A 26,981-nucleotide genomic window follows, 5' to 3' on the forward strand; every position below is an offset into this window, starting at 1 on the left:
GGCCGTATCGATATCCACCACCGCCCGGTGCCCGTAGGTCTCGATACGCCCCTCCGGGGCTACTCGACCAGCAAGGAAGCAGCGCCCACCCGAGCGGGAGCAGCGGGCGCGCCACCCCCCTCCCGCTGATCGAGTAGGCCGCGCAGCGGCCGTATCGAGATCCACCACCGCCCGCAGTCGCGGCGTCAGCCCTTCTCGGCGCCCTCGGTGGTGTTCATGATCCGCTTCTGGAAGACGAAGAACAGCACCGCCACCGGGATCGACATCAGCACCGCCGCCGCCAGCTGCAACGGGTACTGGTTGCCGGTGCCCAGCTGCCCCGAGACGAGCGACGCGACTCCGGTCGTCAGCGTGTTCAGCTCCGGCGACTGCCGCGAGACCACGAAGTGCGAGAACTCGTTCCACGAGCCCTGGAACGACAGGATGAACAGCGTCACGATCGCCGGCCGCGCCATCGGCACCACGATCGAGCGGAACGTGCGGAACACCCCGGCCCCGTCGATCCGCGCGGCCTCCTCGATCGACAGCGGGATCGAGTCGAAGAACTGCTTCATGATGAAGATGCCCGCCGCGTCCACGATCAGCGGCACGATCATCCCCGCGTAGCTGTCGTAGAGCCCGAGCTGCTTGAGGATCAGGAACCGCGGGATCAGCAGGACGACCGCCGGCACGCTCATCACTCCGATGAACAGCGCGAACAGGAAGCCCCGCCCGCGGAAGTTCAGCCGCGACAGCGCGTACCCGGCGAGCGAGTCGAAGAAGACGCGCCCGATCGTCACGAACACCGTCACGATCACCGAGTTCAGCGTCCACAGCGGCAGCGGCACATCGGTGAAGAGCCGCTCGTACGACGCGAACGACCACGTCGCGGGGAGCAGCGACAGCGGGTTCGACGTCGCATCCGCATCGGTCTTGAACGACGACGCCACCGAGATCAGGAACGGGTAGATGTAGACCAGCGCGAGCGCGATCAGCAGCAGGTAACCGCCGATCAGCGAGGCGCGTCCGCGGGCCCCGAGGTGCACGCGGCGGCGCGGGAGCGGTGCGGCGGGCGTCTCGTCGAGGGCCCGGGTGCCGGAGTCGATCAGGGTGCTCATCGCACGCCTCCCGTGGTGAGGGTCGTGGCAGCATCGGCGCGGGCCGCGCGACGTCGGCGGCTGCGGGGCTCGCCCTTGTCTCGCAGCAGCGCCCGCTGCAGCAGCGTGAGCACCACGATGATGAAGAAGAGGATGAACGCGATGGCCGCGCCCTGGCCCCAGCGGAGGTCCGTGAACGAGGACTCGTAGGCGAGGAACGCGGGCGTGAGCAGCGTCTTGCCGGGCGAGCCTCCTCCGGTCAGGTAGATCTGGTCGAAGACCTGCCACGTGCCGATGAGGCCGAGGGTCAGCACCGTGAAGAGCGTGGGCTTGAGCATCGGCAGGGTGACCGAGAAGAACTTGCGGAGCGCCCCCGCTCCGTCCATCAGCGCCGCCTCGTCGATCTCGGCGCCGATGTTCTGCAGCGCCGCGAGGAACAGCAGCATGAAGGTGCCCGAGGTCGTGAACACCGCCATCGTGATCAGCACGCACATGGCGACGGAGGGGCCCGACAGCCAGTCCCACCAGGTGAGGCCGAGCGGAGCTGCGGCGGCGAGCGGGCCGGAGCCGTCGACCCCCACGGCGCCGAGGACGCTGTGCAGGATCCCGGACGGGTCGGCCATCCAGGTGGGGCCGTCGGCGCCGAACCAGCCGAGCACCGCGTTCACGACGCCGGAGGCGCTGAAGAGGAACAGGAAGATCACGGTGATCGCGATCGACGAGGTGACGGAGGGGAAGTAGAAGGCGGTGCGGAAGAACCCGCGCCCGCGCAGGATGCGCCGGTTCACCTGCACCGCGAGGAACAGCGCGAGGGCCGTCTGCAGCGGCACCACGAGCAGCACGTAGTAGAGGTTGTTGCGGATCGAGGTGCCGAAGTCCTTCTGCGCCAGGCCCGGCTCGGTGAGCACCGCCTGGTAGTTGTCGGCGCCGACGAACTGCGCGGTCGGACCCAGCGGCGAGCCGAGGCCGTTCCAGTTGCTGACGCTGACCCACAGCGCGAGGCCGATGGGCAGCACGAGGAAGACGCCGATGACGAGGATCGCGGGGAGGGTGAAGAGCCAGCCGTAGCGGGCCTCGTGCCCGCGGATGCCGGAGCGGCGCCTGCGGGCGGGTGCGGGGGCGGTCATCGATGCGTCTCCTTCGACGTGTCGGAGGCGGCCCTCGGGTGGACCGCCGTGCCTCGGGGAGGAGGGCCGGAGCGGGGAGCCCCGGCCCTCCCGCGGCTACTTCGCGTTCGCGGTGTCGAGCGCGTCCTGCAGGTTCGTCTGCAGGTCGGCGAGGATCGCCTCCGGGTCGCCCGACGCCAGGCCCTCGAGGGCCGAGTTGAAGTCGGTGATCACGGTGGCGGCGCCCGCGAAGGCGACGGGGCTGACGGCGTAGTCGTTGCCCGACACGAAGGCGGCGTTCTCGGGGTACTTCGTCGCGTACTCCGCGGCGCCCGTCTCGGTCGAGGGAATCACTCCGAACGCGTCCGAGAAGGCGAGCTGCTGCTCGTCGGCGGTGAGGGACTCGACGAGCGACTGCGCCTGCTCCGCCGTCTCGCTGCCGACCGGGATGCCCCAGCAGTTGCTGAAGGTGAAGGTCGACTTCCCGCCGGGGCCCGCGGGGAGCTCGGCGACGGTGTAGTTCACGTCGGGGTAGTCGGCCTCGAGCGCGCCGTTGATCCACGGGCCCTCGATGACCATCGCTGCGGCGCCCTTGCCGAACGCCTCGCCGGACCAGCCGGAGTCGAGGTCGGCCGGGAACTTCAGCGTCCCGTCGGTCAGCAGCTTCCTCACCTCGGTGAGTCCGGCCACGTTCTCGGGGGTGTCCGCGGTGACCGTCTCGCCGTCCTCGGACAGCAGCGAGCCGCCGGCCTGGTTCATGAAAGTGCCGATGCGCGCGTACTCGGCGCCGAAGGAGAGTCCGGTCACTCCGTTCGCGGTCAGCTTCGCCGCAGCGGACTCGAGGCCCGCCCAGTCGGTCGGGATGTCGGCGTCGGTGAGACCGGCGGCCGCCCAGAGGTCGGTGTTGATGACGAGGCCCAGCGTCGAGAAGTCCTTCGGCTCGCAGTAGAACTGGTCGTCGTAGGTGAACGCCTCGCGCAGCGCCGGGTAGAACGCGTCGGCGTTGCCGGCGTCCTGCGCGTAGGGCTCGAGGTAGCGGTTGCTCGCGTACGTCTGGAACTGGTCCCAGCTCATGTAGAAGAGGTCGGGCGGGTTGCCGCCCGAGAAGCCCTGGCCGAGCTGCTGGGTCAGGTCGCTGGCGGCGACGACCTCGACCGTGGCGCCGTTCTCCTCGCCCCAGGCGTTCACCGCATCCGTGACCGCGGTCGTCTCGGCGTCACCGGACGAGCCGATCATCACCGTGAGTCCGGCGTCGGACGAGGAGTCGGAGGAGGAGCCGCCGCTCGAGCAGGCGGCGAGAGTGACCGCGAGGCCGCTCGCGAGGATCGCGGCACCCCAGCGTGCCGCGGTGGAGGTGGATGTCATGGCCTGACCTTTCGTGATCGGGAGGTGCACCGGGAGGTGCTCGGGGCTGTGGGAGTCAGAGGTGGAGGGGAGTCCGCACGACGAGGTGCGGCTCGACGAGGCGGTGGGCCTCTCCGGAGGCGAGCTCGCGGTGCACGATGTCGTCGCCGCGCTCGCCGAGGAGCAGCTCGAGGGCGCCGGCCGCCACCGCGCCGAGGTCCTGCTCGACGCTCGAGAGGCCGACGGCGGCGGCGACCGGGGTGTTGTCGAAGCCGACGATCGAGAGGTCGGGGCGGCCGACGGCGACGGCGGCCATCGAGGCGCCGAGCGCGAGGGAGTCGGAGACGCAGACGAGTCCGTCGATCCCGGGGTTCGCCTCGAGGAACGCGATCGCGGCGGACCGCGCCTGCTGCACGTCGTCCTCCGCCTCGGCCTGCAGCAGCGCGACTCCGGGGGACCGCTCCCCCATCACCCGCTCCCAGCCGCTGCGGCGGTCGTCGCCGGTCGCGGATCCGCTCGGCCAGCCGAAGAACGCGACGGTCGCGCATCCCTCATCGGCGAGGTGCCGGCTGGCCTGCGCGACTCCGGAGGCGCCGTCGACGTCGACCCAGAGGTGCTGCGGATCGCCCTGGTCGTCCAGCCCCCAGGGGCGGCCGAACGTCACGAAGGGCACGCCCTGCTCGCGGAGCCACGCGGTGCGCGGGTCGCCGTAGAAGGTCGAGGTGAGGACGAAGGCGTCCACGTCGGCACCGTCGCGGAGCCGTCCGATCTGCGCGATCTCGTCCTCGGGGGTGCTCGCCGTGTAGAGCAGGATCCGCATGCCGCGGGCATCCGCCTGCTCGGTCACGGCGTGCAGGAACCGGTCGAGCAGGCTGCCCGAGATGCCGTCGAGCACGCGGTCCATCCGCACGCCGATGGTGCCCGACTTGCGGGTGCGCAGGCGGCGGGCGGAGGCGTGCGGCCGGTACTTGAGGTCGGCGATGGCCTTCTCGACGCGCTCGCGGGTGCCGGGACGCACGATCGACGGGCTGTTGAGCACGTTCGAGACGGTCTGGCGCGAGACTCCGGCGGCGCGGGCCACGTCTTCGACGGTCGGCAGTGCCATGCGTCCTCCTCGACGGGTCCGGGTGCGGTTCGATCGTTCAAACGACGCGGCGAGCGCCGATTTGATCGATCAAATGCGAGTGCTACATTACCTCCGACCGCGATGCTGTCAACCGGCAGCCACCGACGGCCCGATCCCGCAGGCGCTGCACGACGCGGCCCGCACCGATGATTCAGTGAGGAGTCGACCGTGACGACCGAGCGCGACGACCGCAGCAGCACGCCCCTCCAGCCCCTCCTCCACGAGGCCGTCGTCCTCCTCCGCGCCCCCTCGCAGCTGTGGTGCGACGAGACGGGCGAGCTCGGCGCGCAGCCGATCCACGGGCTCTACCACGGCGACGTCCGCGTGCTCGCCGCAGCGTCCCTCCTCGTCGGCGGACTCCCCCTCGAGCCGATCGCAGCCGGCCGCGACGGAGCCTCCTCCGCCCGCTTCACCGGCCTGGCCCGCCGCCTCGACGACTCCTCGGCCGACCCCCGGTTCCGCATCGTCCGCACGCGCACCGTCTCGGCGGGATCGCTCCGCGAGAGCATCCGCCTCGAGTCCGCCCTGGCCGAGGAGGTCGCCACGCGACTCGACCTCGCCCTCGAGCCCGACTTCTCCCTCGTGCACGTCGTGAAGGCCGGGCTGCGCGACGACGTCGAGGTGCGCACCGACGCGGGCGACGGCTCCGTCGTGTGGACCTCGGGCAGCGCCCGCGCCGAGGTGCGGGCCCCGGGCGCCGTGATCGCGATCGGAGCGGGCACCACGCTCTCCTGGGACGTCGTGATCCCGGCCCGCGGCACCGTCGAGGTCGAGTGGAGCGTCGCGATGGAGGACTCCGCCGCGGTCGTCGCCGGAGCCCCCGGCCCCGCGGAGTGGAGCGGCACGACGGTCGAGGCGGGCGACTCGCGCCTCGCGTCCTGGTGCCGCGTCGCCCTCGACGACCTCGACGCCCTGCGGATGGTCACCGTCGACCGTCCCGACGAGCCGTTCCTGGCCGCCGGCGCCCCCTGGTTCTTCACCCTCTTCGGCCGCGACTCGATCTGGGCTGCGCGGATGCTCCTCCCGCTGGGAACCGGGATCGCCGGCTCGACCCTGCGCGTGCTCGCGGGGCTCCAGGGCACCGAGCACGTGGCCGGCACCGCCGAGCAGCCCGGCAAGATCATGCACGAGCTGCGCTCGACGACCCTCGAGATCCCGGGCGAGGGCGTCTCGCTCCCGCCGCTCTACTTCGGCACCGTCGACGCCACCGCGCTCTGGGTCTGCCTGCTGCACGACGCCTGGCGCTGGGGGCTCCCCGACTCCGAGGTCGAGGCGCTGCTGCCCGCGCTCGAGGCAGCGCTGCGCTGGCTCCGCGACGACGGCGACTCCGACGGCGACGGCCTGCTCGAGTACGTCGACACCACCGGGCACGGCCTCGCCAACCAGGGCTGGAAGGACTCGGGCGACTCGATCCAGTGGCGCGACGGCACCCTGGCCGAGGGCCCCATCGCGCTCTGCGAGGTGCAGGCCTACGCCTACGAGGCGGCGATCGGAGGCGCGGCGCTGCTCGAGCGGTTCGGCCGCGACGGAGCCGCGTGGCGCGACTGGGCGGCGGACCTGAAGGAGCGGTTCGCCGAGTCGTTCTGGATCGACACGGCCGACGGCGGCTACCCCGCGATCGCACTGGATGCGCGGAAGCGCCCCGTCGACACGGTCACGAGCAACATCGGCCACCTGCTGGGCACCGGGATCCTGCCGCCCGACCGCGCCGCGCGCGTGGCCGAGCTGCTGGTCTCGCCGGAGCTCTCCTCCGACTACGGGCTGCGCACGATGTCGACCGACTCCGACGGCTACTGGCCGCTCTCGTACCACGGAGGAACGGTCTGGGCCCACGACACCGCCATCGCCGTCACGGGGCTGGCCCGCGAGGGCTTCGGCGCCGAGGCGACGACGCTCGCGCGGGGCCTGCTCGCCGCCGCCGAGGGCTTCGACTACCGGATGCCCGAGCTGCACTCGGGGGACTCCGCCGCCGAGGCACCCGCGCCGGTGCCCTACCCCGCCGCCTGCCGTCCGCAGGCCTGGTCGGCGGCCGCGGCCGTCGCGGTGCTGTCGGCGGCACTGGGGCTCGCGCCGGGCGGGGAGTCGCTCGTCGTCGCTCCGATCTCGCCCGCCCTCGCCGGGCCGATCCGGGTCGACGGGATCCGCCACCGCGGGTCCGTCGTGCCGGTCGACTGGGACGGGCGCGTCTGAGCCCCGGCCGACAGGGCAGCCTTCGTCACGGCAGCCGTCGTCACGGCAGCCGCGCCACCACCGCGCGCGCGATGGTGCGACCGGAGCGGTTCGCCCCGATGGTCGAGGCCGTCGGTCCGTAGCCCGCGAAGAACACCCGCGGGTCGGTGAGGGACGCGCCGTTCGCGACGGCGACTCCGCCCTCGCGCTCGCGCAGCCCGAGCGGCGCCAGGTGGCGCAGCTCCGGTCGGAACCCGGTCGCCCAGATGATCGCGTCGGCGCGCGTGAAGCTCCCGTCGGGCCAGCGCACGCCGTCCTCCTCGATCGAGCGGAACACGCCCCGCTCGCGGAGCACCCCGCGCTCGATCCCGGCCACGACCCTCCGGGTGCGCTGCACACCGGTGCCGCCGACGATGCTCGGCAGCGCGCGGCCGGCTCGCGCCGCGCGGTCCTGCTCGGCCACCGCCTCCACCGCCGACTCGAAGGCGAGCTGCTCGCCGTCGCGGAACTCCACCGGGCGGCGCGTCGCCCAGGTGACCGAGCGGGCGACCCGCTCGAGCTCGAGCAGGAAGCCGATCGCCGAGGTGCCGCCGCCCACGACGACGACCTGCTTGCCCGCGAAGTCCTCGGCCCGCACGTACTCCGTGGTGTCGATCTGCACGCCCCTGAAGCGGTCGCGGCCCGGGTAGTAGGGCACGAACGGCGAGCCCCAGGTCCCGGTCGCGTTCACGACGAGGCGGGCGTGCTCGACGGCGCGGTCCGTCTCGATCACCAGAGCGGAGGAGCGGTCGCCCGGTGTCGCACTCGTGACGCTCCGCACCGCCTCGGGACGCCGGACGGGCAGCTCGTAGGCCCGCTCGTAGGCGCCGTAGTACTCGGTGACCACGTCGCGCGCCGGACGGCGCCGATCGGCGGTCGAGAACGAGAGGCCCATCCGGTCCATGCCGGGCAGATCGTGCACGCGGTGCGCCGACCCCAGCCGCAGCGCCTCCCAGCGGAACTGCCAGGCACCGCCGGGCTCGGGCCCGCGGTCGAGGACCACCAGGTCACGGCCGGATTCGAGCCCCAGACGCCGCAGGTAGTAGGCCACGGCGAGACCGGCCTGACCGGCGCCGATCACCACGACGGAGCGCGGCGCGGAGGCACGGTCCACGCTGCTCCCCCCGTCGTCGAGGGGCCGCCTCGATCCGGATGCCCAGGGCCCGGAGTGGCGTGTGCCCCGTCTGCTAAACTACCGGGTAGATTTCACTGTTCTCAGTTCATCGTTCGTAACCACGTCGTTGATAACCACTTCCCCAGCCGGCTTCATCGCCCGTCTGGCCTGTCATCGTGAGGGGGTCACCCATGGGGCGCGGCCGTCAGAAGGCGAAGAACACCAAGATCGCCCGTGAGCTGAAGTCGTTCAGCCCGGCGGTCGATTACAGCGCGCTGGAGCGAGAGCTCAGCCACCCGGACGAGCCGGACTACTCGAAGTGGATCGACGCCGAGGACGACGGCGACGACACCGACTTCGTCGAGGAGCAGCACCAGAAGCGTGCGTGACGCATCGTCGTCGTCGGGGTCGTCCGGTTCGGGCGGCCCCGATGTCGTTTCGGGAGTGGTCGAGCAGCTGTCCACGCGCGTCGCCTACGAGACGCCGTGGATCCGCGTCCGCGAGGACGAGGTGCTCTGGCCCGGCGGCAGCACGGGCGTCTACTCCGTCGTCGAACGCGACGACTACGCCCTGGTCCTCCCCCGTGAGGGCGATGGGTTCTGGCTGGTCGAGCAGTTCCGCTACCCGATCGGCCGCCGCGCCTGGGAGTTCCCAGCGGGCGGCTGGCCGCACGGCTCCCCCGGCGGCGACGCCCTCGCGCTCGCCCGCGCCGAGCTCCGCGAGGAGACGGGTCTGCGGGCGGGACGGCTCCGGCACCTCGGCCGGCTGAGCGAGGCGTACGGCTTCGTCGCCCAGTCCGTCGACGTCTTCCTCGCCGAGGAGCTCGAGCACGGCGAGCACGCCCGCGAGGCCACCGAGTCCGACATGGTGCAGCAGTGGTTCCCGGACCACGAGGTCGTCGAGCTGATCCGCAGCGGCGCGATGATCGAGACGGCCGCGGTCGCGGCACTCGGGCTCTTCTGGATGGACCGCGGCCTGGTCCCGTGAGCGGATCCTTAGCGGGATCGGCTCCCGACGTGCACATCCGCCCCGATTCCGGGCCCCCGACCCGCTCCGGACGGTCGATGTCGGTGGTCTCTGCCACGCTGGGGCGATGAGTCCCGTCGCCGTTCCGAGCGCCCCCTCCGGCGGCTCTCGCGGCGCGCGCCTCCCGGTCTGGCGCAGCGACCGGCGCGGTGCCGATCTCGACGAGGCCCGCGACTTCTACCAGCGCGGGTACAACGGCTCCGGCTTCCGCGCCGAGCGCACGACGACCCCGTTCGAGTACCGCTACGCCTCGACGGGCGGCGGGCCGGTCAGCCTGCACTCGGCCTCGTTCCTCGGGCACGTGCGCGGCACGGTCGATCCCAGCGGCGTCTACGTCGTGCTCTGGCTCACGCAGGGCCGCGCCTCGGTCGATCTCGGGCGCGACGAGAACCGACTCGTCGTGGGGCGCCCCGCGATGTTCCCGACGGGGAGGCCCTTCGGCTTCGAGGCGCTCGAGTACCGCGATGCGCTCGTGCACTTCGACGCGGCCTACCTCGAGCGCGCCGCGGCCGAGCTGCACGGCAGCGAGCCCGGCCCGATCCGCTTCTCGCCCGTGGCGGGCGATCCGGCTCCGTGGTGGGCCGCGGTGCGCGGACTCCGCGACACCCTCGCCGTGTCGGCGGCCCCCTCCGAGCTGCAGCGCGACTCCGCATCGAGGTTCGCGGCCGAGGCCGCTCTGCGCACCTTCGCCCACCGGATCATTCCGATGCCCGTCACTCCGCCGTCGGTGAGCGCCCGGCGCCTGCGCCGCGCCGTCGAGTTCGTCCACGCGAACGCCGATCTGCCCCTCGGAGTGGCCGACATCGCCGAGGCCGCCGGCCTCACGATCCGCGGGCTGCAGCTCGCCTTCCAGCGCTCCTTCGGCACCACTCCGCGCCACTACCTGCGCGGAGTGCGCCTCGACCGCGCCCGTGACGAGCTGAGCACCGCCTCCCCCGGAGAGCTCGTCGTCGGCGACGTCGCCGCCCGCTGGGGCTTCGTCGGCGCGGGCCGGTTCGCCCAGCACTACGCGCAGCGCTTCGGCGAGCTCCCCCGGCAGACCTTGCGCCGCTGACGCCCGCTACTTCGCGAGCACCGTCGCGCCGGCGACCCCGCCGGCGCCGTCGGCCGTGACCGCCTGCACCGACAGCCGGTAGCTCTGCCCGGGGACGAGGTTCGTGAAGGTCTGCGAGCGCTTCGTCGAGGCGACCACCGCCGCCCACGGTCCCGCGCCGCTCCCGTCGACTCCGTCGCGCGACACCCGGTACCCCGTCACGGTCGGCCCGCCCGAGGGCAGCGCCCAGGACAGCACGGCCGTTCCCGATCCCGAGGCCGTCGCGGTCACCGCCGTCGGCGGGCCCGCGAGCACGGCCGGCCGCAGCGTCGCCGTGTACGTCGCAGCCGCGCCCGGTGTCGTGATGCTGTGCGCCGCGGCGCCGCCGTCCGACCAGCGGGAGAAGACGTAGGGCGTGCCCGACGCGGTCGACTGGGCCGGCACCTCGAGCTGGAGCGGGGACCCCGCCCACGAGACGACGGTGGCGGGCCCGGTGAACGGCGTGCCGTTCACGAGCACCGTTCGACCGGCGGGGCTCGTCGCGATCGTCACCGACACCTTCTTCGGCGCGAACACCCGGGTCGACGTCTGCACGAGGCCCTTCGAGTCCGTCGCCGTCACGGTGACGAGCAGATCGCTGTTCCCGGCCGCCGCCAGATCCTCGGGGCCCGGCGCGGTGAACGGCACGTCGTTGCCGGTCACGGGACCGAAGAACGGATGCGTGTGCTCGGCGTGCCGGCGCTGCACGGTCCACGACAGCGACGACGCGGGCAGCGTGCCGTCCTCCGGGTCCGTCGCGGTGGCCCGCAGCCGGTAGGTGGTGCCCGAGGTGAAGGTCGCTCCGGCGGCCGGCGACGTGATCGAGACGGTCGGGGCGCGGTTCCCGGAGGAGATCCGCTGCGTCACCGGAGCGGACAGGGCGCCCGCGGAGTCGCGGACCCGCAGCGTCGCCGTCCAGTCGCCCCGGGCGTAGGTGTGGGTGGAGCTGGAGGCCGTCGTGGTCTTCGAGGCGGTTCCGTCGCCGAACGACCAGAGGTAGGTGAGCGCGCCGCCGTCCGGGTCGCTGCTCCCCGCACCCTTCAGCGTCACAGCGAGCGGCGCGGATCCGGACGCCGGCGAGGCGGTCAGGACGGCGGTCGGCGCGCGGTTCGCGGTGCCGGTGTAGGCGAGTCGGCGCAGCTGGCCGCCGTTCGCGTAGGTCGTGTAGAAGAGGTCCTGCGTGCCCCGCGAGGGTCCGAACGCCATGGCGACGGCGCTGCTGGTGCCGAGACCGCTGACGAGGTCGGTCGCGGTGCCGCTCGGGCTGAGCGTCCGGATCTTGCCGCAGACGTAGTCGCCGAAGAGGTACGCGCCCGTGTAGGCGGCGGGCCAGACGCCGTTCGGCACGAACGCGCCTCCGGTGATCGAGGCGCAGCCGTCGGCGTGGGAGTAGTCGAAGACGGGATCGGTGTACGCGGCGGGCTTCGCTGCTCCGCAGTTCGTCGGCGAGCCGGTCTGGGCGCAGTGCCCCTCGCGGGTGTTCCAGCCGTAGTCGGCGCCCTTGATGCCGGCGTCGATCTCCTCCCACGCGTCCTGGCCGACGTCGTTGATGCGGAACACGGTGCCGGTCGCGTTGGGGTCGAACGCCATGCGGAACGGGTTGCGCAGGCCCTGCGCGAAGATCTCGCGGCAGACCGTGCCGCTCGCGACCGGGGCGAGGCGGCACGAGGCGGTCCCGGTTCCGAGGAACGGGTTGCTCGCGGGAACGCCGCCGGACTTGGTGATCCGCGCGATCTTGCCGTTCAGGATGTTGCGGTCGCGCGCCGCGTCGTTCTTGCCGCCGCAGCCGCTGCCGCCGGTCGAGCCGACGCCGCCGCGGTAGTCGCAGCCGCCGTCGCCGATGCTGACGTAGAGCAGGCCGTCCTTGCCGACGGCGAGGTCGCCGGCGTTGTGGTACCCGGCCGGGGAGTAGATGCCGTCGAGGAGGATCGTCTCGGAGGCGGGGTCGATCCGGTCGTCGGCGCCGAGGACGAACCGCGAGACGCGGTTGCGCGGGGCTCCGGTCGGCATCTTCGTGCCGTTCGCATTCGTGGGGCAGGCCGCATCGGATCCGCGTGCCGTGTAGAAGACGAAGACCGCGCGGGTCGAGGGGTCGGGGTCGACCGCGAGCCCGAGCACGCCGCGCTCGCCATTGGCGCAGATCTTGGCGCGCAGGTCGATCGCCGGAGTGGCGAGCAGCACGCCGTTCTTGACGATGCGGATGGGCCCGCCGCGGGAGGCGACGAGCGCCCGCCCGTCGAGGGCGAAGGCGAGCGCCGTCGGCGACGGGACGTCGGCGACCAGGGTGTCGGTGAACTTCGCCGGGATGACGGCGCTCGCGGACACGTCCGCGGCCTGGGCGACGGCGCTGCCCGCGGCGACGGCGCTGCCCGCGGCGACGGCGCTGCTCGCGGCGACGGCGGTGCTCGCGGCGACGGCGCTGCCCGCGGGAACGGCTCCCGGCGCGGCCGGAGCGAGAGTCGCGACGAGGACGACCGCGGCGAGCGCGGCGAGTCCGCGGCGGAGGAAGGGGAGCGAGCGCACAGGTGCCTCCACGTCGACCCCGAGGGCCGGCGCATCGAGATCGGAGTGGAACGGGGAGGGGTCGTGCGGCGCACGCGGGCCCGCGGTCCTCCTCCGCAGGGAAGGGAGGAGGACCGCGGGCCCGGAGCGGCTACTTGACGACGGTGGCGGTCGCCGCGGACGTGCGCGAGACCGTCGTGTACGCGGTCTTCTTGCCCGTCACGGTGACGGTGACCTTCTTGCCGACGGTGCTGCTGGTCGGCTTGAAGGTCGACGACGTCGCTCCGCTGATCGCGACGCCGTTCGCCTTCCACTGGTACGTCAGGGTGACGGGAGCGGGACCCCATGCTCCGGGGTTCGCAGTGAGGGTGAACCCGACCTTGGCGGTGCCCGAGACGATGGGCGTCGGGGCGACGAGCGTGCCGGCGACGACCGCGGCCGTCGCGTCGGACGTGCGGGTCACCCGGGTGTAGCCGGTCTTGCTGCCCGTGACCGTGACGGTGATCGTCTTGCCGAGCACGGCGCTCGTGGGCTTGTACGTCGATCCCGTCGCGCCGCTGATGGCCGTGCCGTTCGACATCCACTGGTAGACGAGCGAGACCGGGGCGGGACCCCAGGCGCCGGGGTTCGCGGTGAGGGTCGAGCCGACCTTCGCGGTGCCGCTGATGGTCGGCTTCACGGCGGTGAGGGTGCCGTTGGCGACCGCGGCGGTCGCGGCAGAGGTGCGGCTCGCGGCGGTGTACCCGGTCTTGCTGCCGGTGACGGTGACGGTGATCCGCTTGCCGAGCGTCGCGCTGGTCGGCTTGTAGGTGGAGGCGGTGGCGCCGCTCAGCGCCGTGCCGTCGGCCTTCCACTGGTACGCGTAGGCGACGGGAGCCGGACCCCAGGCGCCCGGGTTCGCGGTGAGGGTCGAGCCGACCTTCGCGGTGCCGGTGACGGTCGGGGTCGCGGCCGTGAGAGCGGCGCTCCCCATCCGGACCGAGCTGGAGGAGGCGATGCTGGAGCCGGCCGAGTTGATGGCGCGGACCGAGAGCGTGTAGGTGGAGCCGAGCGCGAGGTTCGAGAACGTGCGCGAGCGGGTGGACGCCGAGACGATGATCGACCACGGGCCGTTGCCCGACGCGTCGACGCCGTTGCGGGAGACCTCGTAGCCGGTGATGGCTCCGCCGCCGTCGTAGGGGGCGTCCCAGGTCAGCGTGGCGGTGCGAGCGCTGTCGTTCTTGGTCGCAGTGACGTTCGCCGGGGTGTCGGGCGCGCTCACGTAGGGGATGTACGACCAGGACGCCGAGGCGTAGCCGGTGCCGTAGGCGTTGATCGCGGAAACGGTGAGGTAGTACTCCGAGCCCGCCTCGAGGTTGGTGAACTTCTGCGACCGAGCGGAGGCCGAGACGATGGTCGACCACGGTCCGGCGCCGGAGGCATCCGTCCCGTTGCGCGACACGCGGTAGCCGGTGATGGCGGATCCGCCGTCGTAGTCGGGCGCCTCCCAGTACAGGGTCGTCGAGCGCGTCGAGCCGTCTGCCGAGGAGTAGACGTTGAGCGGCTCCCACGGAGTGCCGGCACGGGCCGCCGACGTGGCCGCCTCGGTCGGAGCCGTGACGGCGGCGGTGCTCAGCGCGGTCGGCTCCACCTCCGCGGCCACCGCCGCGGAGGGCGCCGCCAGCGCGAGCGCGGCGGCAGCGGCGACGGCGGTGAGCCATCGCGGGATGAGGGGCTTTCGCTCCATGGGTTCGTCTCCAAATCAGCGTGCGCGACGAGCGGCGCATAATTGCGCGCCGTCGAGTCATCGGGTGAGCGCCGCCCGCTGCGATCGGGTGATCAGCGGGAGGCGAGAGGGTGGGGACGCGGGGGACGGACCTCGAGGACAACGTCTTCCGACCGCGCGGGCCACAACCTATCGGCGGAATGAGGAGGCGACCGACCCCCCTTTCGGCCGTATCTGGGAGCGCTCTCCCCCGTGTCGTTCCCGCCGTGACAGAGGGGGCCGCTCGGCATCGCTCCGGAGGGGTGCGTCCTCTCAGGGGGCCGCGGTCGGCATCGCGGAACCGCCTGGTTCGTCAGGGGATCCGGGTGCCCGACGCACTCGGAGCATCGGAGCGAGCCCGTCGTCCGGCTCCGGCGCGCGCTGCTCGTGCATCACGGGGAACTACCCAGCGCCTCGAGGAGCAGCCGAAGCCCCCCGCGGCAGACGGAAGAGTGACCCGGCGCCGCCGCAAGCCCGTTCCGCGCCGACTCCGCCCGGCGTAGTGTCCGAGGACGGCGCGTGGAACGGTCCGCGCGCTCGCGTCGATGGAGCCGCGATGTTCGAACCCGAAGGATCCGTGCACCCTGTCGCACGGCTCAGCTACGTCACCGCCGCCCTCCTGGTGGGTGCGGTCCTCGTCGGAGGCGCTGTCGGCGCCGCCGTCGCCCTGGTGCTCTACCTGCCGGCCGCGCTCGCGTCCGGTCCGCTCGACCCGTCGGCGCTCGTGAGCTTCGGGATGCTGATGGGCGTCCTCTCGGGAGCGGGCATCGGCCTCTGCGGCGGAGTCGGCGCGGTGGCGGGCATGGTGTCCGTCCGCGCCGTGAACCGCAGCGACTCCGCGTTCGTGCTCGGCACGAGCTCGGGCTCGGCCCTGGGCGTGCTCATCGCGGCGGCGAAACTCCTGGTCAGCCGGGACGCTCCGACCTGGATCACGGTGCTGCTGGCGACGGCCGCCGCCTTCGCCCTCTGCGCCTGGGGCTCCTGGCTGCTGACCCGCCACGAGCACGCCTGGGAGCGTGCGCACGCCCGCTCCCAGCACCACCGCCCGGCCTGACGCCCGCCCGTCCTTGCTGATCGAGTAGCCCGCCTAGCGGGCGTATCGAGATCCACCCTCCCGGAGACGCCGGTCTCGATACGCCGCCTGCGGCGGCTACTCGACCAGCGAGAACTGCCCCGGCGTCAGCCCGCGTACGCCCCGACCAGGCGCACCGCGCCGCCGTCGACGCCCTTGGCGCCCTGCTCGAAGCCCTCGAACGAGCGGGTGCTCGTCGACACGCGCCCCGCGATCCACGACGGCACGCCCGACGCCTCGAGTGAGGCGATGACCGGCGCCGCCGCCTCCGCGTCGACCACGGCGAACATCCCGATGCCGAGGTTCCAGGTGCCCTCCGTGCTCTCGAGTGTCGCGCCCGACATTCCGGCGAGCGCGCGGAACACGTCCGACGGGCTCCAGGTCGACCGCTCGACCTCGACCCACGAGCCCCGCGGGAGCACGCGAGCGAGGTTCGCGGCGATGCCGCCTCCGGTCACGTGGCTGATCGAGTGCACGGCCGACCCGAGCGTCTCGTGCTCGAGCACGTCGAGCAGCGGCCGCGTGTAGAGGCGGGTGGGCTCGAGCAGCACCTCGCCCACCACTCCGCCGAGCTCGGCCGAGCGGTCGGTGAAGCCGATGCCGCGCTCGGCGAGGATGTGGCGCACGAGCGAGTACCCGTTCGAGTGCAGTCCGGAGGAGGCCATCGCGATCACGACGTCGCCGTCCTGCACGCGGTCGGCCCCGCGCACGGCGTCCGCCTCGACGACTCCGGTCGCCGCTCCGGCCACGTCGTAGTCGTCGGGCCCGAGGAGCCCCGGGTGCTCGGCCGTCTCGCCGCCGACGAGCGCGGTGCCGGTAGCGGAGCATGCCCGCGCGATGCCGGCCACGATGTCGGCGATGCGCGCCGGGACGACCTTGCCGCAGGCGATGTAGTCGGTCATGAAGAGGGGACGGGCGCCGACCACGACGATGTCGTCGACGACCATGCCCACGAGGTCCTGGCCGATCGTGTCGTGCTTGTCGATCGCCTGCGCGAGCGCGACCTTCGTGCCGACGCCGTCGGTCGAGGTCGCGAGCAGCGGCGCGCGGAAGTCCTTGAGGAACGACACGTCGTAGAGGCCGGCGAACCCGCCGACTCCGCCGAGCACGTGGCGGTCGTGCGTCGCCGACACGGCCGACTTCATCAGCTCGACCGCGAGATCACCCGCCGCGGTGTCGACTCCGGCGCGGGCGTAGCTGCTCGTCTCATCACTCACGCGACGACCCTACCGACTGGCCCGCCTCGCCGAGAGTCCGCGAGGGGCCTCCTCCGCCTCGACGCAGGCCCGGCGGATCCGCCCGACAGGGTGCCTCCGCACCGCCGCGCACCGGCCGATCCGCCCAGGGCGAACCATTAGGGGATGCGTCCCCCACGTGTCAGGATGGACCGTCATCCCCCCCTGCTACCCGATTGGGAGCCCATCCGGCATGTGCGGAATCGTAGGAATCGTCTCCTCGGGACCCGTCAACCAGTCCATCTACGACAGCCTGTCGCTCCTGCAGCACCGCGGTCAGGATTCGACCGGCATCGCGACGGCCGACGGCAGCACCCTCCACATCAAGAAGGCGGCGGGGCAGGTCCGTGAGGCGTTCCGCACGCGCGACATGCGCTCGCTGCTCGGAACCATGGGCCTCGGGCACGTCCGCTACGCCACGAAGGGAAACGCGGAGCGCGAGGAGGAGGCGCAGCCGTTCTACGTGAACGCGCCGTACGGCATCATCCTCGTCCACAACGGCAACCTGACGAACACGCGAGAGCTCACCGAGGAGCTCTTCCGCGTCGACCGCCGCCACCTCAACACCACGTCCGACACCGAGCTGCTGGTCAACGTCCTCGCCAACGAGCTGCAGGCGTCGATCTCGGGCCGCGACCTCGACGCCGACGAGGTGTTCGACGCGGTCGCCCGCGTGCACGAGCGCGTCGAGGGCTCCTACGCCACCATCGCGCTGATCGCCGGGGTGGGCCTCCTCGCGTTCCGCGACCCCTTCGGCATCCGCCCGCTGATCGTCGGCCGCCGCTCCAACGTCGGCGCGACCGACGACTGGGTCGTCGCCTCCGAGTCGCTCGTGCTCGAGGCCCAGGGCTTCGAGATCGTGCGCGACGTCGCTCCCGGCGAGGCGATCTTCATCACTCCCGACGGCCGCATGGCGAGCCGCCAGTGCGCGAAGGACCCCCGCCTCATCCCGTGCTCGTTCGAGTACGTCTACCTCGCGCGCCCCGACTCCGTGATGTCGGGCATCTCGGTCTACGAGGCGCGCCTGCGCCTGGGCGACCGCCTCGCCGACACGATCGCCGCCTACACGCCGGGCGGAGCGATCGACGTCGTCATGCCCATCCCGGACTCGTCCCGCCCCGCCGCGATGCAGGTCGCGCAGAAGCTCGGCATCGAGTACCGCGAGGGCTTCTACAAGAACCGCTACGTCGGCCGGACGTTCATCATGCCCGGGCAGGCGGTGCGCAAGAAGTCGGTGCGCCAGAAGCTCAACGCGATGTCGAGCGAGTTCAAGGGCAAGAACGTGCTGATCGTGGACGACTCGATCGTGCGCGGCACGACCTCGAAGGAGATCGTCGACATGGCGCGCACGGCCGGAGCGAACACGGTCACGTTCGCCTCCGCCGCCCCGCCCGTGCGCTACCCGCACGTGTACGGCATCAACATGCCCTCGCGGCAGGAGCTCGTCGCCCACAACCGCCGGATCCCCGAGATCTCGGAGGCGATCGGCGCCGACTACCTGATCTACCAGGAGGTCGCCGACATGAAGGCGGCGATCCTCGAGGGGTCCGACGTCACCGATCTCGAGACCAGCTGCTTCACGGGCGAGTACATCACGGGCACCGTGACTCCGGAGTACCTGGACTGGGTCGAGCGCACGCAGCTCAGCTGATCCCGCGCATCGAGGCCGCTGAGCGCGCTCGCCACCAGCACACGCTCCGAGCCTCCGCAACCGGGTGCCCGGTCGGCTCCGCGGCGTCCAGACTCGTCTGCGTGCGCCACCCGGGCGCGCAGACGAGGAGCCTCCCGTGATCTACCGCCTGATCCCCTACGTGCTGATGTTCATCGCACGCAAGCTGACGAAGTCGCAGAAGGCGAAGCGCACGATGCAGAACGCCGCGCGCAGGACCGCGCGCAAGGGCCGCTGAGCCGATCCGTCAGCGGACGGCGGTGCCCGGCTCCTGCGCGGAGCCGCCGTCCGCCTCCGGGTCCTCGGAGGCGCCCTCGCGGGCGACCGTGCGCTCGGCGGTCCGGCGGACCACCTTGCGTCCGACGACGCGGTCGAGGATCACGACGATCAGCCCCGCGAGGGCCCCGAAGAGCGTCACGAACAGCAGCAGGCTGAAGCCGAAGACCTGGCCCTGCGAGAAGCCCTGCGTCTCGGGCAGGGCGAAGGTGAGCACGAACGCGGTGATCGCGCCGAGTCCGGCGCCGAGCGCCAGGATGCGCCAGATGCGCGGGCTCCGGCGCACCTCGACCTCTTCGCGGGTCACCTCGACGTCGTCGGAGTGCTGCGGAGTGTCGAGCGGATCGGTCATGCCTCCATTCTCCCCTGTGCCGGCCTCGGAGGGGACCGTGTCCGGTGCGGGCGAACAGCGCGCGGCATCGGGCCGCTTCCACCCTCGGCACCGTCCGGCTCCGCGAGTGGACGCCCGACGGGCTGCATCGACACCGCAGGCCCCGTTCCGCGACCACTCGGCCCGACCTGGTGCCGTGAGTGGACGCCCGACGGGCTCGGTCGACACTGCAGGCCCCGTTCCGCGACCACTCGCCCGCGCACCTCGGCGACCGGGCGTCCATCAGTCCCTCGGCGGTCGGCACGACAGCCCGCACCCAGCGAAGGAGCGGCTCACATCGCGTGGACCAGGCGCCCCGCCTGCGCGCGCAGCTCGCGCACGACCGTCCGGACCGACAGCCGCTCGGCGCGGTCGGGCCGCATGAGCGCCACGATGTGCCGCACCGAGCTGACCCCGCGGAGGGGCTTCACGACGATACCGGGAGCGCCCGCGGTGTAGCGCGGCAGCACCGCGATGCCGAGCCCGGCCGCGACGAACGCCTCCGTCACGCGGGTCGACGCGAAGCGCTGCTCGACGCGCACGGCCTCGCCCGACGCCGTCTCGATCTCCTGCATGACGCTCTCGAACGGGAATCCGTCCGGTACGCCGATCCAGGTCTCGCCGACCAGGTCCGCGGCCGTCACCGTGGCCCGCTCCGCGAGCCGGTGCCCGATCGGAAGGGCGATGTCCAGCGGCTCCACCATCAGCTCCGCCATCGCGAGACCCCGGCCCGCCCAGGCGCTGCGGCCGGTCGGCGAGTGGCCGAGCACGATGTCGAAGTCGGCGGTGAGGTCGGCGAACTCGTCGGTGCCCGGATCCACGTCCTCGCACTGCACGACGAGTCCCTCCACGCTCCGCAGCGCCACGAGCGCCTCGGGCAGGAGCATCTGCCCCGCGGTCGGGAAGGTGGCGATCGTGACCTCGCCGATCGGGTTGTTCTTGAAGGTCTGCCAGACGGCGTCCGCGCGCTCGAGCGCGATGGCGATCTCGGTGGCGCTCCGGGCGAGCTCGCGGCCGGCTCCCGTGAGGACCACTCCGCGGCCCGACCGCTCGATCAGGGGCACGCCCGCCTCGCGCTCGAGCACCTTGAGCTGCTGCGAGACGGCGGAGGGAGTGCGGTGCGTCGCCTCCGCGACCGCGGTGATCGAGCGCCGCATCGAGAGCTCCCTGAGCAGTTCCAGCCGCCGCACGTCCATGAAGCAACGCTACACGTCAGGGCAAGAACACGTCGATTGTCCTAAGGAACAGGAGTGGCCAGAGTGGACGTTGTACACAGCATCCCGGCGGATGGATCACGTTCCGCCACAACGAAAGGCAGAACAGTCATGAGCATCGCAATCGTCGCCCTCCTCGCCGGAGTCTCCGCCTGGGGCGCCGTCGCGACCGTGCTCGTCACCCGCCGCGACGGCTACCGTCAGGTCCCGACGCAGCGCTGAGCCCCGCGCTCCGCGACAGCACTCGCGCCCGAACGCCGCCGTCCCCTCGGGGAGGCGGCGTTTCCGCGTTCCCGGGACGACGAAGGGCCCCCGACCGGAGTCGAGGGCCCGTCGTCGTGCGCTGCAGTACTACTTCGAGACGGTGCGGCGGCGCAGGTGCGCCACGCTCATCGCCGCTCCGAGCAGGAGGGCGACGGCACCGGCCAGCAGGGCCGGGGTCGTGTCGAATCCGGTCGCGGCGAGCTGGTGCGCGCCACCGCCGGTCGGGCTGCCGGCGACGGGCTTCGTCGGGGCGGCGGGAGTCGTCGGGACCGTGGTCTCGGTCGGCTCCGGGACCGGGGCCGGCGCGACGCCCGCGTCGGCGACCGCGAAGTCGACGCTCACGGTGACGCCGGTCTCCTCGAGGGCGAAGGACGCGGTGTGCGTGCCGCCGGCCAGGCTCTCGGCGATCGGGACGCTGAACGATGCGCGGCCGGTCGAGTCGTCGGTGACGGCGCGGGTCGGGTCGATCGGCGCGGTGCCGACCTCGGTGCCGTCGACGCTCGCGGTGACCGTGGTGTCGGTCGGCGCACCCGTGCTGAACAGGAGCGACGAGAGGTCGACCGTCATCGTGTCGCCGACGGCGTACTCACCCGAGTCCGGGATGTTCTCGGTGAGGCCGATCGAGCGCTGGACGGGGTCCGGGCTCACGGTGCCGAGGTCCTGGATGTAGGCGACGAACGCGTCGAGGTCGATCCGGCCGGAGTCGGCGGTGCCGGTCCCCTCGGTGAAGGTGCTGAATCCGTCGCCACCGGTCGAGAGGAAGTTGTTCGTCACGACGGTGAAGGTCTGCGCCGGGTCGACGGGCACGTTCTCGAAGAAGACCTCCGAGATGTGCTCGCCCTGCGGGGCGGCCGGGTCGAAGACGTAGGTCAGCGCGGCCGAGGTGGCGAGCTTGAGCTGCGGGTGCGCGGCGCTCCCGACCCACTGCTCCTCGAGCAGGGCCTTGATCTGCGCGCCGGTCAGCTGCAGCGTGACGAGCGTGTTGGCGAACGGCTGGGCGTCGGACGCCTCGGCGTAGGTCACGACGCCGTCGGCGTCACCGGGCACGGTGGAGTCTCCCGCGAAGAGCAGGTCGTCGCGGAGTCCGCCGGCGTTGGTGAAGGCGATCTCGGTGCCCAGCTCGCTGGTGGCCCAGAGCTGCGCGTCGGCGACGAGGTTGCCCAGCGTCGACTCGGAGCCGCGGTTGGTCTGGCCGTCCTCGCGGTAGGCGCGGGAGATGTCATCGGTGATGGTGCCGACCTTCACGCTGCCCTCGTCGACGGCGACGGCCTGAGCGGCCTCGACGATCGAGGTGACGGCGGGATCGGCGTCGAAGGCTCCGACGAAGATCGTGTCGGCGGCGTCGTCGGACTCGGGGTCGTCGACCTCGACGGTCAGCGGCACGACCTCGCTGGTGAGCGAGGTGAGCTCCTTGGTCGTCGGGTCCACGGTCAGCGCCATGTGGCCGATGTTCTCGGCGTAGCTGCCGGTCTGCGACACGATCGTCGGGAACGCGCGTCCGCCGTCGACGGTCGCGTTGTACTCCTGGTGGCTGTGACCCGAGACGATCGCGTCGACGTTCGGAGCGACTCCGGTGACGATCGCACCGAACTTGGGGTCGGCGGCGGGGGTGCCCGCGTCCGCCGCACCGGCGTCGGCGCCCTCGTGGAGGAGCAGCACGATCACGTCGGCCTCGCCGTTGGCGTCGTCGCCGTCCTGGAGCGCGGTCGCGACCTCGTTGACGTTCTCGACGATCGGCTCGATCGAGAGGGTCGAGATGCCGCCGGGACTGACCAGCGTGCCGAGGTCCTCGGTCATCGCTCCGATGAAGGCGACCGAGACGCCCTCCTGCTCGGCGAGGAAGTAGGGGTCGTACGCGCGCTCGCCCGTCGCGGTGTCGAAGAGGTTCGCGTTCACGTACGGGAAGTCGGACTCGTCGCTCACGCGGCCGTCGACGTCCGAGCGGCCCTTGTCGAACTCGTGGTTGCCCAGCGTGCTGACGTCCAGGCCCATCTCGTTAAGGACGTCGAGGGTCGGCTGGTCGTCCTGCACCTTGGAGGTGAAGGTCGAGGCGCCGATGTTGTCGCCGGCCGACACGAAGAGCGTGTTGGGGTTGGCGGCACGGTAGGAGTCGACCGCGCCGGCGAGGACCGCCGCGCCGGCGACCGTGCCGTTGGCCTCGATCCGGCCGTGGAAGTCGTTGATCGACAGGACGTCGATCGCGATGTCGCCCTCGGCGGCCATCGCAGGAGCGGCGCCGAGCATCGCGGCGCCGGCGACGGCACCGACTGCCGTCACCGAGAGTGTTCTGATCAGGCCGCGTCGACGGCCGGGGGTAGTGCTTCGCATCTGGTCGAGATCTCCAAGCGTCGAGCGGCGATTCGGAGAGGACTCCGGCCGCATGAGGGGAACTTTCCCAGCCAAGCCGAGGGTCGGCCTCAGGTCAAACGCCTGTCCGCGGTCCGCGGGGGTCGTTTACGAGAAGTTAATCCGACGACTGCCGGGGTTCTCCCAGCCGACGCGGAGGGAGTGCGCTCGCGGTCAGCCGACGCGGAGGAGGGGGAGGAACGGCGTGAGGTCCGCCCGCACCCCCGACGCGTGGATCCGGCCGCTCGCGAGGCCCTCGGCCCAGGGCAGGTCGCCGGTCGCGAGGCGCAGCCAGGTCGCCGCATCCATCTCGATGACGTTGGGCGGGGTGCCGCGGGTGTGCCCGGGGCCCTCGACGCACTGCGCGGCGCCGAACGGAGGGACGCGCACCTCGACGCTGCGGCCGGGCACCCGCGTCTCGATGATCTGCAGGAGGAACCGCACGGCGGTCGCGGTGGTGGTGCGGTCCGTCGCTCCGGCGAGCGCCGCGCGCACCGCGCCCTGACCGGACGCCTCGTCGATCTTCCCCTTGGCCATGCGTCCATCCTGCCGTGCCCACCGCCCGGGAATCCCGCTCCGCGAGATGCCACTTGCGCTCGGGACACGCCGCAGGAGGCGTACCGGAGTGGCATCTCGCGGGCGTGCGATCCCGGCATGAAGGAGGCGTGACGGAGTGAGTCCGCCCCGCGACGACCCGGGCCTATCCTGTTCAGGTGAAGATCCTCGTCCTCGGTTCGGGTGCCCGTGAGCACGCCATCATCACGGCTCTCCTCGCAGAGGAGGAGCAGCACGAGATCATCGCCGCGCCCGGCAACGCGGGCATCGCGCGCGACGTCGAGGTCATCCACTTCGACACCAACAGCCCCCGCCTCGTCACCGACTTCGCGCTCGAGCAGGGCATCGAGCTCGTCGTCATCGGCCCGGAGGCGCCGCTGGTCGCCGGAGTGGCCGACGCCCTCCGTCAGCGCCGCATCCCCACCTTCGGCCCCGACAAGGCCGCCGCCGCCCTCGAGGGCTCCAAGACCTTTGCGAAGCGCGTCATGGACATGGCACGCGTCCCCACCGGCCGCGCCACCCGCGTCTCGACCCTGGTCGACGCGACCCGCGTCATCGACGGCTTCGGCGCCCCGTATGTCGTCAAGGCCGACGGCCTCGCCGCCGGCAAGGGCGTCCTCGTGACGGAGTCGCACAGCGCGGCCGTCGCGCACGCCGAGTTCTGGCTGCAGTCCGGCGACGTCCTCATCGAGGAGTTCCTCGACGGCCAGGAGGTCTCGCTCTTCCTCCTCTCCGACGGACACGACGTCGTCCCGCTCTCCCCCGCCCAGGACTACAAGCGCCTCAGCGACGGCGACGAGGGCCCGAACACCGGCGGCATGGGCGCCTACTCCCCCCTCCCCTGGCTCGCCGACCGCTGGGCGAGCGAGCGCGCCTTCGTCGACGAGGTCATCGACACCGTCGCCATCCCGACGATCCGCCAGCTCGAGCGCGAGCGCACCCCCTTCGTCGGACTCCTCTACTGCGGACTCATCGTCACCGAGGCCGGCATCCGCGTGATCGAGTTCAACGCGCGCTTCGGCGACCCCGAGACGCAGGTCGTGCTGCCGCGCCTGGCCTCGCCCCTCTCGGCGCTGCTCCTCGCCGCGTCGACGGGCTCGCTCGCCTCAGTGCCCTGGCCCGCCTTCACCGACGAGGTCGCCGTGACCGTCGTGCTCGCCAGCGAGGGCTACCCCGAGAACGCCGTCACCGGCCGCGGCATCAGCGGACTCGAAGCGGCCGAGGCCGTCCCCGGCGTCACCATCGCCCACGCGGCGACGCAGCTGGTCGACGGGCGCTTCGTGGCCACGGGCGGACGCGTGCTCAACGTGGTCGCGCGGGGCGCGGACTTCGCGGAGGCCCGGGCGCGCGCCTACAAGGCCCTCGACCTGATCCACCTCGACGGCGGGCAGTACCGTCGCGACATCGCGCTTCGCGTCGCGCAGTAGCGCGACCGCTTCGCGTGATGTCGTCCACGCCGCCCCCTGTGCGGCGTGGCGCAGTCGGCTTCTCAAAGCGGTTGCGTTGTTAGGAGCGTCCTGCGTCCGGCTCGCCGACAACGCTCGCACGCGTTCTCGGCTTCGCCTCGTCGCGGGGCGGGGATTCGGGAGGCGCGCCTCCCGGGACTCGAGCCTCCCGGGACTCGAGCCTCCCGGGACTAGTGCCTCTCGGGACTGATGCAACCCGGGACCGGTGCCTACCGGGACTAGAGGTTCCCAAGGACTGATGCAGCCCGGGACTAGTGCCACCCGGGATTGATGCAGCCCGGGACGAGTGCCTCCCGGGACTGATGCAGCCCGGGACGAGTGCCTCCCGGGACTACTGGTTTCCGGGACTGGTGCAGCCAGGAACTGGTGCCTGCGGAGGCTGGCGGCTCGCCTGGCCGATGCCTCGCGCGACGGCGGAGCTGCAGAAGTAAGGCTGGGCGGCTCGGAAGCGGGGGAAGTGTTGGGATCGGAGCGGTGGGCCTTCGTTGCGCGGGCTCTCGGAATAAGACGACGGGTCAGGCGGGGGCGGCGACGTCGCGAAGGGCCTCACCGAGGTCCGGGTGGGTGAAGGCGAAGCCGGCGTCCTCCAGGCGGCCGGGGACGACCCAGCGGCTCTTGAGGAGGAGCTCGGGCTCGGTGCGCAGCAGCAGCATCGCGGGCTCGAGGACGAAGCGCGGCGCGGGCAGGCCGATCCGCCGACCGACGGCGGCGCGCAGCAGGCGCGACAGCTCCGTGTTGTCGCTGGGATTCGGGGACGCGAGGTTCACCGGGCCCTCGAGCGACGACTCCTCCAGGAACAGGATCGAGCGGAACACGTCCTCGACGTGGATCCAGCTGAAGTGCTGGCGGCCGTGCGTCGCTCGGTACTCGTGGTGCACCCCCGCCGCCCGGCGCGCGCGGGTCGCCGGCCAGCGGCCGTCGTACTGCGGTCCGCCGAGGCCGAGGCGCGCGAGGCGCAGCAGCATCCCGGTCGCGGGTCCGTCGCCCAGCACGATCGCCATCCGGAGCGCGACGCGGCGCGTGCCGGGCGTCTCGCCCGAGAAGAACGCCCGCTCCCACGCCGTGGCGACGTCGACCGAGAAGCCCTCGCCGATCACGCCGTCTGCCTCGGTGTTCGCGCGCTCCTCCTCGTGCCGGTAGATCGTCGCGGTGCTCGAGTTCATCCACACGGGCGGCGGAGTCGCGGCCGCCGCGACCGCGCGGTGCAGCTCGGCGGTGGTCTCGACGCGCGAGCGGAGGATCTCGGCGCGGTTCGCGGCCGTGTAGCGGCAGTCGACGCTCTTCCCCGCCAGGTTCACGAGCAGGCGTGCGCCGTCGACCGCGCGGACGAGCCCGGCGGAGTCGCCCCAGCGCGCATCCGGACCCGATCGGCCGATGCGGCGCACGGTCCAGCCCGCCTGCTCGAAGCGGCGGGAGAGGTCGGTGCCGAGGAAGCCGCTCGCTCCCGCGAGGACGACGACGGGGCGCTGCGGGGTGCTCATCGCCCCATCGTCCTCCACCTGCGATGCGCGACCCGCCCGCAACCGAGGGTGAGCGTGGCTGAGGCCCTCTTCAGCGCTGGTCCGGCGCGATCCGTCCTCGGTTACGAACGCTCGATCGCGTGAGCGGCCCGCACCGCACCCGCCAGCCTCTCGGCGAATCCGGGCGGAACCTCCTCGGGCAGGGCGTCGACGGGGAACCAGGCCACGTCCTCGCTCTCGTCGCTCACCACGACGAGTGCCGACGGGTCCGCGATCGCACCGTAGCCGATGTCCCAGTGCCGGGAGCAGCGTCCGAAGCCGTCGCCGAGTCCGTGCCGGTCGAGGTCGAGGGGCAGCGATCGAAGCGGAGTGAGCGATGCGACTCCGCTCTCCTCACGCGCCTCGCGCAGAGCCGCCTCGGCCACGGAGGCGTCGTCCGGCTCGATGTGTCCACCCAGCTGCACCCAGAAGCGGCCCTTGCCGTGGAAGCACAGCAGCACGCGGTCGAGCTCCGGCGAGAGCACGAAGCAGCTCGCGGTGATGTGCTCGGGCCCGAGGCTGCGCTCGAGAGCCCCCTCCCCGTGCTCGGCGACGAACGCGAGGTACTCGTCACGGAGGCCGAGGAGCGGAGCAGGGGCCGCCCACTCCTGCAGGTCGAGGGCGAGAGAACCGGCGCGGGGGATCACTCCGCGAGCGTAGGCGAGATGCCACTCCGGTACGCGACCCGCCGGGCGGG

The 26,981-nt window shown here is 72.3% G+C and carries 21 protein-coding genes; 7 read left to right on the forward strand and 14 right to left on the reverse strand.

All coding sequences use genetic code 11. The features are described 5' to 3' along the window. Positions 1 to 185: 185 nt before the first annotated feature. From ASF46_RS16255 to ASF46_RS16270, 4 genes are all read right to left on the reverse strand, one after another. Positions 186 to 1,097: a carbohydrate ABC transporter permease gene (locus tag ASF46_RS16255; RefSeq protein ID WP_056868489.1), complete on the reverse strand. Its 912-nt coding sequence runs from the start codon at positions 1,095 to 1,097 to the stop codon at positions 186 to 188. Beyond that, on the reverse strand, positions 1,094 to 2,203 hold the full coding sequence (locus tag ASF46_RS16260; protein ID WP_056868490.1) for a carbohydrate ABC transporter permease: 1,110 nt from the start codon (positions 2,201 to 2,203) through the stop codon (positions 1,094 to 1,096). The genes ASF46_RS16255 and ASF46_RS16260 overlap by 4 nt, the downstream gene beginning before the upstream one ends. Positions 2,204 to 2,299: 96 nt before the next feature. After that, positions 2,300 to 3,547: a sugar ABC transporter substrate-binding protein gene (locus tag ASF46_RS16265; RefSeq protein ID WP_056868491.1), complete on the reverse strand. Its 1,248-nt coding sequence runs from the start codon at positions 3,545 to 3,547 to the stop codon at positions 2,300 to 2,302. Positions 3,548 to 3,602: 55 nt separating this feature from the next. Further along, positions 3,603 to 4,631: a LacI family DNA-binding transcriptional regulator gene (locus tag ASF46_RS16270; protein ID WP_056868492.1), complete on the reverse strand. Its 1,029-nt coding sequence runs from the start codon at positions 4,629 to 4,631 to the stop codon at positions 3,603 to 3,605. Positions 4,632 to 4,820: 189 nt separating this feature from the next. Here ASF46_RS16270 and ASF46_RS16275 point away from each other — a divergent pair, with 189 nt between their 5' ends. Beyond that, positions 4,821 to 6,842, forward strand: coding sequence for a glycogen debranching N-terminal domain-containing protein (locus ASF46_RS16275; RefSeq protein WP_056868493.1), 2,022 nt, complete (start codon positions 4,821 to 4,823; stop codon positions 6,840 to 6,842). A gap of 40 nt (positions 6,843 to 6,882) precedes the next feature. Here ASF46_RS16275 and ASF46_RS16280 read toward each other — a convergent pair whose 3' ends face one another. Continuing rightward, positions 6,883 to 7,974 carry an FAD-dependent oxidoreductase gene (locus ASF46_RS16280; protein WP_056868494.1) on the reverse strand — a complete coding sequence of 364 codons (1,092 nt, stop codon included), beginning with the start codon at positions 7,972 to 7,974 and terminating at the stop codon, positions 6,883 to 6,885. Positions 7,975 to 8,165: 191 nt separating this feature from the next. On the opposite strand from ASF46_RS16280, the gene ASF46_RS16285 reads away from it, so the two are divergent. From ASF46_RS16285 to ASF46_RS16295, 3 genes are all read left to right on the forward strand, one after another. Then, complete coding sequence (locus ASF46_RS16285) at positions 8,166 to 8,363, forward strand: DUF3073 domain-containing protein (RefSeq protein WP_055789263.1); 198 nt, start codon at positions 8,166 to 8,168, stop codon at positions 8,361 to 8,363. Positions 8,364 to 8,418: 55 nt separating this feature from the next. Then, positions 8,419 to 8,961, forward strand: a complete 543-nt coding sequence (locus tag ASF46_RS16290; RefSeq protein ID WP_056868495.1) for an NUDIX domain-containing protein — start codon at positions 8,419 to 8,421, stop codon at positions 8,959 to 8,961. Between the two features lie 106 nt (positions 8,962 to 9,067). Beyond that, complete coding sequence (locus tag ASF46_RS16295; protein ID WP_056868496.1) at positions 9,068 to 10,054, forward strand: helix-turn-helix transcriptional regulator; 987 nt, start codon at positions 9,068 to 9,070, stop codon at positions 10,052 to 10,054. Positions 10,055 to 10,060: 6 nt separating this feature from the next. Here ASF46_RS16295 and ASF46_RS16300 read toward each other — a convergent pair whose 3' ends face one another. Next, complete coding sequence (locus ASF46_RS16300; RefSeq protein ID WP_056868497.1) at positions 10,061 to 12,595, reverse strand: PQQ-dependent sugar dehydrogenase; 2,535 nt, start codon at positions 12,593 to 12,595, stop codon at positions 10,061 to 10,063. 130 nt (positions 12,596 to 12,725) lie between these two features. Next, on the reverse strand, positions 12,726 to 14,300 hold the full coding sequence (locus ASF46_RS16305; protein WP_056868498.1) for a fibronectin type III domain-containing protein: 1,575 nt from the start codon (positions 14,298 to 14,300) through the stop codon (positions 12,726 to 12,728). Between the two features lie 595 nt (positions 14,301 to 14,895). Between ASF46_RS16305 and ASF46_RS16310 the strand changes: the two genes are divergently transcribed. Beyond that, entirely contained in the window at positions 14,896 to 15,372 is a 477-nt protein-coding gene (locus tag ASF46_RS16310; RefSeq protein ID WP_157602627.1) for a hypothetical protein, read from the forward strand. Between the two features lie 125 nt (positions 15,373 to 15,497). On the opposite strand, the gene purM is transcribed toward ASF46_RS16310, so the two are convergent. Further along, the gene (gene purM, locus ASF46_RS16315) at positions 15,498 to 16,607 is read right to left on the reverse strand and encodes a phosphoribosylformylglycinamidine cyclo-ligase (protein WP_056868500.1); all 1,110 of its coding nucleotides are present in this window, start codon (positions 16,605 to 16,607) and stop codon (positions 15,498 to 15,500) included. A 211-nt stretch (positions 16,608 to 16,818) separates the two neighbouring features. Between purM and purF the strand changes: the two genes are divergently transcribed. Then, positions 16,819 to 18,276 carry an amidophosphoribosyltransferase gene (purF, locus tag ASF46_RS16320; RefSeq protein ID WP_056868501.1) on the forward strand — a complete coding sequence of 486 codons (1,458 nt, stop codon included), beginning with the start codon at positions 16,819 to 16,821 and terminating at the stop codon, positions 18,274 to 18,276. Positions 18,277 to 18,541: 265 nt separating this feature from the next. On the opposite strand, the gene ASF46_RS16325 is transcribed toward purF, so the two are convergent. The 4 genes from ASF46_RS16325 to ASF46_RS16340 form a co-directional block, all read right to left on the reverse strand. After that, on the reverse strand, positions 18,542 to 18,922 hold the full coding sequence (locus tag ASF46_RS16325) for a hypothetical protein (RefSeq protein ID WP_056868502.1): 381 nt from the start codon (positions 18,920 to 18,922) through the stop codon (positions 18,542 to 18,544). A 311-nt stretch (positions 18,923 to 19,233) separates the two neighbouring features. Then, complete coding sequence (locus ASF46_RS16330; RefSeq protein ID WP_056868503.1) at positions 19,234 to 20,136, reverse strand: LysR family transcriptional regulator; 903 nt, start codon at positions 20,134 to 20,136, stop codon at positions 19,234 to 19,236. A gap of 369 nt (positions 20,137 to 20,505) precedes the next feature. After that, a complete protein-coding gene (locus ASF46_RS16335; protein ID WP_235576976.1) occupies positions 20,506 to 22,695 on the reverse strand; it encodes a bifunctional metallophosphatase/5'-nucleotidase in 2,190 nt (729 codons plus the stop codon). A gap of 243 nt (positions 22,696 to 22,938) precedes the next feature. Continuing rightward, on the reverse strand, positions 22,939 to 23,301 hold the full coding sequence (locus ASF46_RS16340) for a sterol carrier family protein (RefSeq protein WP_055789224.1): 363 nt from the start codon (positions 23,299 to 23,301) through the stop codon (positions 22,939 to 22,941). Positions 23,302 to 23,477: 176 nt separating this feature from the next. Here ASF46_RS16340 and purD point away from each other — a divergent pair, with 176 nt between their 5' ends. Continuing rightward, the gene (gene purD, locus ASF46_RS16345) at positions 23,478 to 24,746 is read left to right on the forward strand and encodes a phosphoribosylamine--glycine ligase (protein ID WP_056868504.1); all 1,269 of its coding nucleotides are present in this window, start codon (positions 23,478 to 23,480) and stop codon (positions 24,744 to 24,746) included. A gap of 554 nt (positions 24,747 to 25,300) precedes the next feature. Here purD and ASF46_RS16350 read toward each other — a convergent pair. After that, positions 25,301 to 26,266: an epimerase gene (locus ASF46_RS16350; protein WP_056868505.1), complete on the reverse strand. Its 966-nt coding sequence runs from the start codon at positions 26,264 to 26,266 to the stop codon at positions 25,301 to 25,303. Between the two features lie 101 nt (positions 26,267 to 26,367). Further along, positions 26,368 to 26,931 (reverse strand): NUDIX hydrolase, encoded by a 564-nt coding sequence (locus ASF46_RS16355; RefSeq protein WP_235576977.1) that lies wholly within the window; start codon positions 26,929 to 26,931, stop codon positions 26,368 to 26,370. Positions 26,932 to 26,981 lie beyond the last annotated feature (50 nt).

Origin of the sequence: Rathayibacter sp. Leaf296 (assembly GCF_001423045.1) — a bacterium.
Classification (GTDB): domain Bacteria; phylum Actinomycetota; class Actinomycetes; order Actinomycetales; family Microbacteriaceae; genus Rathayibacter; species Rathayibacter caricis.